This window comes from Lutibacter sp. (assembly GCF_013139515.1).
In the GTDB taxonomy this organism is placed as follows: Bacteria; Bacteroidota; Bacteroidia; order Flavobacteriales; family Flavobacteriaceae; genus Lutibacter.
Genome location: NZ_WTAR01000026.1, coordinates 1 through 8,521, shown reverse-complemented (window position 1 = coordinate 8,521; position 8,521 = coordinate 1). Strand labels below are relative to the sequence as shown.

10 protein-coding genes and 1 pseudogene are annotated in these 8,521 nt (G+C 28.0%); 8 read left to right on the top strand and 3 right to left on the bottom strand.

All coding sequences use genetic code 11. The features are described from left to right. Together GQ540_RS03020 and GQ540_RS03015 are read right to left on the bottom strand one after the other, a co-directional pair. Nucleotides 1–394, bottom strand: a pseudogene (locus tag GQ540_RS03020) (hypothetical protein); the annotation flags it as partial. A 2-nt stretch (nt 395–396) separates the two neighbouring features. Further along, a complete protein-coding gene (locus GQ540_RS03015; protein ID WP_291797140.1) occupies nt 397–729 on the bottom strand; it encodes a PadR family transcriptional regulator in 333 nt (110 codons plus the stop codon). A gap of 132 nt (nt 730–861) precedes the next feature. Here GQ540_RS03015 and GQ540_RS03010 point away from each other — a divergent pair, with 132 nt between their 5' ends. The 3 genes from GQ540_RS03010 to GQ540_RS03000 all read left to right on the top strand — a co-directional run bounded on the left by GQ540_RS03010 (nt 862) and on the right by GQ540_RS03000 (nt 3,092). Continuing rightward, entirely contained in the window at nt 862–1,917 is a 1,056-nt protein-coding gene (locus tag GQ540_RS03010; RefSeq protein WP_291797137.1) for a ferredoxin--NADP reductase, read from the top strand. Nucleotides 1,918–1,954: 37 nt separating this feature from the next. Further along, nucleotides 1,955–2,629, top strand: a complete 675-nt coding sequence (locus GQ540_RS03005; RefSeq protein WP_291797134.1) for a LysE family transporter — start codon at nt 1,955–1,957, stop codon at nt 2,627–2,629. Nucleotides 2,630–2,894: 265 nt separating this feature from the next. Next, complete coding sequence (locus GQ540_RS03000) at nt 2,895–3,092, top strand: YwbE family protein (protein WP_291797131.1); 198 nt, start codon at nt 2,895–2,897, stop codon at nt 3,090–3,092. Here GQ540_RS03000 and GQ540_RS02995 read toward each other — a convergent pair. Next, on the bottom strand, nt 3,089–3,238 hold the full coding sequence (locus GQ540_RS02995) for a hypothetical protein (protein WP_291797127.1): 150 nt from the start codon (nt 3,236–3,238) through the stop codon (nt 3,089–3,091). The two genes, GQ540_RS03000 and GQ540_RS02995, sit on opposite strands and share 4 nt — an antisense overlap. A 331-nt stretch (nt 3,239–3,569) precedes the next feature. Here GQ540_RS02995 and GQ540_RS02990 point away from each other — a divergent pair, with 331 nt between their 5' ends. The 5 genes from GQ540_RS02990 to GQ540_RS02970 all read left to right on the top strand — a co-directional run bounded on the left by GQ540_RS02990 (nt 3,570) and on the right by GQ540_RS02970 (nt 8,345). Next, nucleotides 3,570–4,118: a class I SAM-dependent methyltransferase gene (locus tag GQ540_RS02990; RefSeq protein WP_291797124.1), complete on the top strand. Its 549-nt coding sequence runs from the start codon at nt 3,570–3,572 to the stop codon at nt 4,116–4,118. An 81-nt stretch (nt 4,119–4,199) separates the two neighbouring features. Beyond that, nucleotides 4,200–4,586 (top strand): hypothetical protein, encoded by a 387-nt coding sequence (locus GQ540_RS02985; RefSeq protein ID WP_291797122.1) that lies wholly within the window; start codon nt 4,200–4,202, stop codon nt 4,584–4,586. 101 nt (nt 4,587–4,687) lie between these two features. Further along, a complete protein-coding gene (locus tag GQ540_RS02980; protein WP_291797120.1) occupies nt 4,688–5,023 on the top strand; it encodes a hypothetical protein in 336 nt (111 codons plus the stop codon). 87 nt (nt 5,024–5,110) lie between these two features. Continuing rightward, the gene (locus tag GQ540_RS02975) at nt 5,111–7,330 is read left to right on the top strand and encodes a TonB-dependent receptor (RefSeq protein ID WP_291797117.1); all 2,220 of its coding nucleotides are present in this window, start codon (nt 5,111–5,113) and stop codon (nt 7,328–7,330) included. A gap of 34 nt (nt 7,331–7,364) precedes the next feature. Beyond that, a complete protein-coding gene (locus GQ540_RS02970; RefSeq protein WP_291797115.1) occupies nt 7,365–8,345 on the top strand; it encodes a DUF3365 domain-containing protein in 981 nt (326 codons plus the stop codon). Nucleotides 8,346–8,521: the final 176 nt, after the last annotated feature.

Here is an 8,521-nt window from a genome sequence, read left to right as displayed (position 1 = left end):
CCAAAATAATTACACCTCCAATACTAATTGATATAAATAGTGTTTTTGAGGAAATAAATTGAAAACCAACTAGTAATATTAAAAAAATTGAAATTGAAATAATAATGTGTGGTACATTAAAAAACTGCTTAAAAATTTTCCAAACCAATTTCCAATATTTTATATTTAGTGCTTTTGAGCGTGCTTCTAACACATCCATAAATCCAAAAATACCAAATTTTTTGAAAGAAATAGTTTTAGCATCCTCAAAAGAAAGCTTGGGTTGTTCTTGCCAGATATGTTCTATATTATTTGCTAAATGGTCAACTAATTCAGTTTGTACATCGTAATATTCTACGTAATGTTGGCGTGTAAATTTGTACAGTTGTTGTATTTGTTTTTCGCTCAGTTTCATAACTATGCTAATTTTGGATTTACAATAGTTTGCATTGTTTTAATAAATTCTTCCAATTCAGCTAATTTGTTTACAGTTTCTTTAGTACCATTTTCTGTGAGTTTATAATATTTACGCAAACGGTTATCAACTTTAGCAACCTCTACATCTAATAAGCCTTCAGCTTCTAATTTGTGCAACGCTGGGTATAAAGCTCCTTCAGTTATGTTCAATTCTCCTTTGGTAATTCCCTTTACTTTTTGAGTAATTTCGTAACCATACATTTTATTGTTTTCTTCTAACAACTTTAAAATAATGGTTTGTAAAGAGCCTTTATACAATTTTTGATTTCCCATTTTAATATTTATCTGTGACTATTCGCCGCTCAAATGTATGCATAATTTTCTTATGTATAACATTCTTAGGTATTCTTTTTAACAAAATGTTGTAGTTAGTTTAGTTACTTTTGTAGCCTTAAAACATAACTAATGTCAAAATTCCATTCACTTACTATAAAAGAACTAAAAAAGGAAACCCAAAATGCAGTTTCTATTGTATTTGAGATTCCTTCTGAACTTAAAAATGAGTTTCAATTTATAGCAGGACAATATATTACTATAAAAACCACAATAGCTGGAGAAGAATTGCGTAGAGCATATTCAATTTGTTCAACACCAAACAGCAATGAATTACGAATTGCTATAAAAGCTGTAGATAACGGTACATTCTCTGTTTTTGCGTGTACAATTTTAAAAGAAGGAGCTATTTTAGAAGTTTCAAAACCTGAAGGTAAATTTATATTAGAAACTTCTTCAAATAATAAAAATAATTATTTAGGAATTGCTGCCGGAAGTGGAATTACACCTGTTATGGCAATGATAAAAGCTACTTTAAACGAAGAAACTAAAAGTACTTTTACACTTATTTATGGGAACAAAACTGAAGCTGACACAATTTTTAAAAATGAAATAGATAATTTAAAATCTAAATTTTCAACGCAATTTAATATTCAATATGTGTATAGTAGAGAACAACATAGTGAAGCTTTATTTGGGAGAATTGACACTGGAAACATCAACTTTGTTGTAAAAAACAAATTCAAAAACTTAACTTTTGATACTGCTTTTTTATGTGGTCCTGAAGAAATGATAACTACCGGAAAAGAAACACTAATTGAATATGGTTTAACTAAAAATAATATTCATTTTGAATTGTTTTCTACTCCGGTTTCTTCAGAACAAAAAACTTCTCAAACTTTTGAAGGAACAAGTGAAATTACTGTACTGCTTGATGATGAAGAAACTACTTTTGAAATGGATACTAAAACAACCATTTTAACTGCTGCATTAAAAGAAGGTTTAGATGCTCCATATTCTTGCCAAGGCGGTATTTGTAGTAGTTGTTTGGCTAAAATAACTGAAGGGAATGCTGTAATGACAAAAAACACTATCTTATCTGAAGAAGAAATTAAAGATGGCCTTATTTTAACATGCCAAGCGCATCCAACTTCTCAAAAAATCACTATTGATTATGATGATGTCTAATTAAAAATAGTATTTTCACTTGCTATAAAACTATTTTATGACATTTAACGAAATAAAAGACGCAATACTCATCGGGTTTTTCTTATCATTTATGATTGGTCCTGTTTTTTTTATGCTCATACAAACTAGTATTATTAAAGGCGCTAGAGCAGCAATCGCGTTTGATTTAGGTGTTATATTAGGTGATATTGTATTTATTTTAATTGCTTACTACGGAAGTAAAAGTTTATTAGAACAAATTAAAGATGATCCACGTTTATTTTATATTGGTGGTTTAATTTTACTGGTTTATGGTTTAATTACATACTTAGATAAAAGTCAAAAAAAGGTTGTTCAAGATGAAAAATTAGTGCTTCCAGAAAAAACAAATTACGTAAAACTATTTTTTAAAGGTTTTTTACTCAACTTTATTAATGTAGGTGTTTTGGCGTTTTGGTTAGGGATGATTGTGATTGTTGGGTCAAATTTACAAATGAATTCAGCTAAAATATTTAACTATTTCACAGTAATTTTACTTAGTTATTTAATTACTGATATTGGTAAAATCCTATTAGCAAAACAACTAAAAAAGAAGCTAACCCCAAAAATTACCTATAAAGTAAAACGAACTATGGGTATTATTTTAATGATTTTTGGTTTTTTCTTAATTCTTAAAGGCTTCATTCCAAAAGAAAAATTGAATTTGAATAATGTTATAGAGCAAAAACATTAATTTATTACAACACAATGTTTATAGTTTAACAAAACATTAAAAAAATTGTTAATAAACTTAATTTTGTGATAATCTAAAACGTTTCTACAAAAGTTTTTTTACACAAATTAACTTAAAATACAACCCCTTATGAAAAAAATTACTTTTTTAGAATTATTTATTATCCCTTTATGGTTAACAGCTCAAATTGGAGTTACTACATTTACACGGACATTCGCATATATTAAAATATCAACCAAAATAAAAATACTTAATACACAACATTATGAGTGATGGTAGAACACGAAAAAATATTCAAATTGGTTCAACTGTAGAAATTGTTCAAAAACACCACCAAAGAAGTGGTGAATTAACTGAAGGTATCGTAAAAAAGTTGCTTACTAATTCTCCAAATCACCCACATGGAATAAAAGTTCAACTAGAAACTGGTGAAGTAGGAAGAGTTAAAAGAGTTGAAAGTTAACTATTATAGTTTTTTAAAAAATCTTCTAAAGGCATCGGTTTTAAATTTCTAGATTCGTAATGTTTTACATACGTGTTGTAATTCCGTCTAGCAAAATTAGTAATGGAGGTAAGCGTAGAGCGCTCTGTTAAATTAATAGTTTTCATGAGTTATAAGTTTTAGGGGTTGGTTCACTCTTTAACATGCTATAAAGCTACAACACAAACACTTAACATGCAAGAAAATTTACATTTTATTATTAATAACTTACTGTTTGTTTTGTTTTTCACGCCACTTGTTTAATTATTTGTGTTCTGGAATAATTCCTCATGTTGTAGTTTTTAAGGGTTTTTAATAAAAATCAGCTTCAAAAAACCACAAACTATAATTTTATTAAATTTACTGAAATTAAAGCCTTTACATTTAATAATTATGAATCTCTATAATAAATACATTCTACCAAAAGCAATTAATTGGGCTTGCAGTCAAAAGCCTAGCATGAAACAACGAGAGAAAATAATTCCTTTAGCTAGTAAAAATGTGCTAGAGATAGGTATAGGCTCTGGTTTAAACCTGCCTTTTTACACTTCAGAAGTTAAAAAGTTAACAGCTATTGATCCTTCAAAAGAACTGTGGAAAAGAACACTTGTAAATACTCAACAATTGCCTTTTAACTTTCAATTTATTGAAGCGTCAGCAGAAAGCATTCCGGCAATTAGTAATAGTTTTGATTGTGTTGTAATAACTTACACACTATGTACTATTCCAAATTTAACTAAAGCTTTTTCTGAAATAAAACGCGTGTTAAAACCAACTGGAAAGTTTCTCTTTTGTGAACACGGTAAAGCGCCTGAAAACGGAATTCAAAAATACCAGAATATTGTAAATCCGGTTTGGAAAAAAATTGGTGGTGGTTGTAATTTAAATAGAAATATCCCTACTCTTATTGAAGAAAATGGTTTTACAATTAGCAAATTAGAAACTATATATCTTCCCGGTTGGAAACCTGCTAGTTATAATTACTGGGGAATTGCTAAAATTAAGTAACCTCATTTCGTTAAAACAGCTATTTATCACAAAATCAATTTTTTATACTTTAACCTTATAGTAAACTTTAAAAGATTTAGTATGGAAACTGCTGTTTTAATTTCAAAAATTATAGGTGTTATTTATCTCTCTTTTGGAATTGGGCTATTATTTAATAAAAAATACTATTCTAAAGTGCTTCAAGAATTATTAGAAAGTACTACTTATTTAATTTTTGGTGGATTTTTAGCAATTATTTTTGGATTACTTATTCTTGAATATCATAATATTTGGAGCAATAATTGGCCTGTTATAATTACTGTTGTAGGATGGGCAGCATTAATTAAAGGAATCCTTCTTTTGGCATTTCCTACAAGTTTTAACAGCTTTAAACCTTTATTTAAATCCAAAGGAGTTCTAAATTTTTTAACTGTATTTGTTATTTTTTTTGGATGCATTTTTAGTTATTTTGGTTTCTTCTCGAACTAATTTTAACTACTTCAAAACAAAACCGTAACAAAAGCTACAAAATAGCACGTTCAATTATGTGTAAATTTGCCTAATTTTTAATTTCACCTTAAATATAAAGGTTGCGAACAACTAAATCATATAAAACAGGTATTGCTACGCTATTGGTATTGGTGTTTTTTTCACCAGCATTAATTAAAGCGGCACATATTTTATATGCTGAACATCAACACGAACTCGTTTTAAATTCAAATACAGTTAAAATTAATGAATCGCATAACGATTGTCCAATATGCAAATTTGAATTTACACAACTAATTGCTTCTGAAAGTTATTCTGAGAAAACGCATCATATATTAGTTTCAGATTCCGCACCGCTTTTAAATAAAAATATTATAAAATCTTCTGCTTTATTATCATTTCATCTTAGAGCACCTCCAGTTATTAGTTTCTTATAAAATAGTCAACTACACAATCAAAAACATTTCATTAAAATCAAATTAATAGCTATTTAACATATCGTTATTAATTGAATATACACTATTATGAAACTAAACTATTATTGGTTATTAATATTATTAATTAGCCAGCAAATTTTCGCACAAAACACAGTAAAAGGCACAATAAAAGATATTACTTCTTATGAAGCATTACCCTATGTATCAGTCTATTTACCTGAATATAATAAAGGAACCCAAACCAATGATGAAGGTTTCTTTGAACTAAATAATTTACCAATTGGTGAAATTAAAATTCAATTTTCTTTTCTAGGTTATACAACAATTATTAAAACTATTTCTGTTACAGAACATAAAGAAATACAACTCAATATTAATATGGAATCTAATGTGTTTCAAGTTGAAGAAATTGTAATTTCTGGTGGAACTTACTCAACACAACACGAAAATGCCATTAAAATTGAACTTGTTAAAGCAAGTGAACTTTCTTCTACTGGAGCTCAAAGTTTTACAGAGGCTATTGTAAATATTCCTGGAGTTGATATGATTTCAAAAGGAACAGGTGTTGTAAAACCTGTAATTAGAGGTTTATCAATGACCAATATTTTATTGCTAAATAATGGCGTGAAAATGGAAAATTTTCAATTTTCAGAAAATCATCCGTTTATTATTGATGAATTTGGAATTGATAGAATTGAGATAATAAAAGGCCCAGCATCACTATTATACGGTTCAGATGCTGTTGGTGGTGTTATTAATGTTTTAAAAGAAAAACCTGCTCCTGTTGGAAGTATTATTGGCGATTTTAATTCACAATATCATTCAAATACTGAAGGTATTATCAGTAATTTTGGAATTAAAGGAAGTGCCAACACTTATTTTTGGGGAATAAGAGCTGGTGTTAAAAGTCATACCGATTATAAAGATGGAAATGGCAACTATATTCTAAACACTCGTTTTAATGAGTATAGTTTTAAATCAAATTTTGGTATTAATAAATCGTATGGTGTATTTCATTTAAATTACGATTATAATGCTCCTAAATTTGGAATGAGTATTGGCGATGCATTCCCTTTTATTACTGAAAACGGAAGAGAAAATAACTATTGGTATCAAGATTTAACAAATCATGTAATTTCTACAAAAAATACAATTTTTATTAATAAGTACAGTCTAAATGTAAACGCTTCTTATCAATTAAATAATAGAGCTTTACAAACAGATGAAACCAAGCCAGTGTATGAAATGGTAAATATAGATTCTAATACTTTTTCATATGAAGCAAAAGTTAATTTTTCTTCTTCAAATAAAACCACTTATATTTTAGGAGTACAAGGAGCTTTAAATAATATAAAAAACAATGATGCTCCAAATCATTTATTACCAAATGCTGATGTGAAAGATTATGCCATTTTTGGTTTTGCACAATTCAATTTATTTAAAAAAATAAAAGCACAAACAGGTATTAGATACGATTATAAATCAATAATAACAGAGCCTGAACCTAGTAGGGAAGCTGTTGATACAAATTTTGGAGATATTAGTACTTCTTTTGGAGCAACCTATAATTTAACTGATAAAATATTGTTTAGAACCAATGTTGCATCGGCATTTAGAACACCAAATATTGCAGAATTAACTCAAAATGGTATTCATGGTGGAAGATATGAGCAAGGAAATCCTAATTTAAAATCGCAAAGAAGTTACGAGGTAGATGCAAGTTCTCATTATCATTCTAAAAAAATAATGATTGATATTTCTGGGTTTTATAACAATATTAACGATTATATTTTTATAGCTCCATTTAATGAAACAACTGCAAATGGTGATATTATTTATAAGTATACGCAATCTAACGCAAAAATAGTTGGAGGTGAAATTGCTGTTGATATACTTCCTTTTAAGTGGTTAGTTTTAAAAACTAGCTATGCATATTTGCATGGTAAACAAAGTGATGGTAATTACTTGCCTTTTATTCCACAAAACAAACTTAGATTTCATTTAAAATTTAAAAAAGATGAAATATCATTTTTAGATGCACCATTTTTTAAAATTGGAGGAACTGTTGCAAGCAAGCAAACAAAACCAGCTATGTTTGAAACCACTACTAATGGCTATTTTTTAATGAATTTAGGTTTGGGAGCTTCTATAAAAGCAAAAAGACAACCAATCTCTTTTTCAATTCAAGTAAATAATATTTTCAATAAAACGTATATAGACCATTTGTCAACCTTAAAAGAACTGGATTTTTATAACATAGGTAGAAACATCAGTTTTAATCTTAAAATTCCTTTTTCAATAAAATAAATACTACTAATTAAAGCTAAAACCAATATCAATCATGAAGAAATCAATCATTACATTTATACAATTAAACATACTCATTTTAAGCGTCTTATTTACACTATTTAGTTGTAAAAATAAGCCATCCAAAGAAATTGTTCAAAGTCCAGAAAAACAACTAGATTTTAGTAAAGGTTTTCAATTATTAGAATCTAATTGTTTTGCTTGTCACAGTCCAAAAACAACTCTTGAAAACAGAATTGCACCTCCAATGGCCGCCATTAAAGAATATTATATTACTGAAGGTGTAACACAGGAGCAGTTTACTCAAAATTTACTAAACTTTATTGAAAACCCAAACGAAGAAAATTCAAAAATACCTTCTGCGATAGAACGTTTTGGTGTGATGCCAAAAATGAATTTCTCTCCAAAGCAAGTAAAACAAATTGCAGATTATATCTATAATTCTAAACTAGAGGAGCCAGATTGGTATGAAAATCATTTTCATCATGAAAAATATATTCATTTAGAAAATTTAAAAAATGAAGACATCTCCTATAAAGATCTTGGGTTAAAATATGCAATGAACACAAAGTCTGTTTTAGGTAAAAACTTAATTGTTGCTATTAAAAATAAAGGAACTGAAGAAGCTGTTGCTTTTTGTAATACCAGAGCTTTTAATATTGTTGATAGTGCTGGTGTTGCCTTAAATACGAAAATTAAAAGAGTATCCGATTTTCCAAGAAATGCAGCAAATAATGCTAATTCTACAGAGTTAAGTTATATTCTTAATGGTAAAAAAACCATTGAAAATGGCGGAAAAATGAAACCTTTAGTACAAGAAATAAATGAAAAAATGGTTGGTTATTATCCAATTTTAACCAACAATATGTGTATGCAATGCCACGGTACACCAAACACTCAAGTTTTACCAGCAACTTTAACAAAAATTAAACAATTATACCCAACCGATAAAGCTACTGGATATGGTGAAAATGAGCTAAGAGGAATTTGGGTAATTGAAATGGATAAAAAGTAGCTGTTTTACATTAATGAAATCTTTAAATTAAGTAATTTTATAACCTAATTATTAACTAATAAAGTTACAATGAATACAGTAAAACTAGCTTCAGATTTTAAAATTTCTAAAATTGTTTATGGACATTGGAGATTAACCGATTGGAATTTAAACAATCAAGAACTGCTAAAACTTAC

Bases quoted from the DNA above. Each gene is read 5' to 3' on its own strand.
- GQ540_RS03015 (WP_291797140.1), bottom strand. From the start codon at position 729: ATGGGAAATCAAAAATTGTATAAAGGCTCTTTACAAACCATTATTTTA.
- GQ540_RS03010 (WP_291797137.1), top strand. From the start codon at position 862: ATGTCAAAATTCCATTCACTTACTATAAAAGAACTAAAAAAGGAAACC.
- GQ540_RS03005 (WP_291797134.1), top strand. From the start codon at position 1,955: ATGACATTTAACGAAATAAAAGACGCAATACTCATCGGGTTTTTCTTA.
- GQ540_RS03000 (WP_291797131.1), top strand. From the start codon at position 2,895: ATGAGTGATGGTAGAACACGAAAAAATATTCAAATTGGTTCAACTGTA.
- GQ540_RS02995 (WP_291797127.1), bottom strand. From the start codon at position 3,238: ATGAAAACTATTAATTTAACAGAGCGCTCTACGCTTACCTCCATTACT.
- GQ540_RS02990 (WP_291797124.1), top strand. From the start codon at position 3,570: ATGAAACAACGAGAGAAAATAATTCCTTTAGCTAGTAAAAATGTGCTA.
- GQ540_RS02985 (WP_291797122.1), top strand. From the start codon at position 4,200: ATGGAAACTGCTGTTTTAATTTCAAAAATTATAGGTGTTATTTATCTC.
- GQ540_RS02975 (WP_291797117.1), top strand. From the start codon at position 5,111: ATGAAACTAAACTATTATTGGTTATTAATATTATTAATTAGCCAGCAA.
- GQ540_RS02970 (WP_291797115.1), top strand. From the start codon at position 7,365: ATGAAGAAATCAATCATTACATTTATACAATTAAACATACTCATTTTA.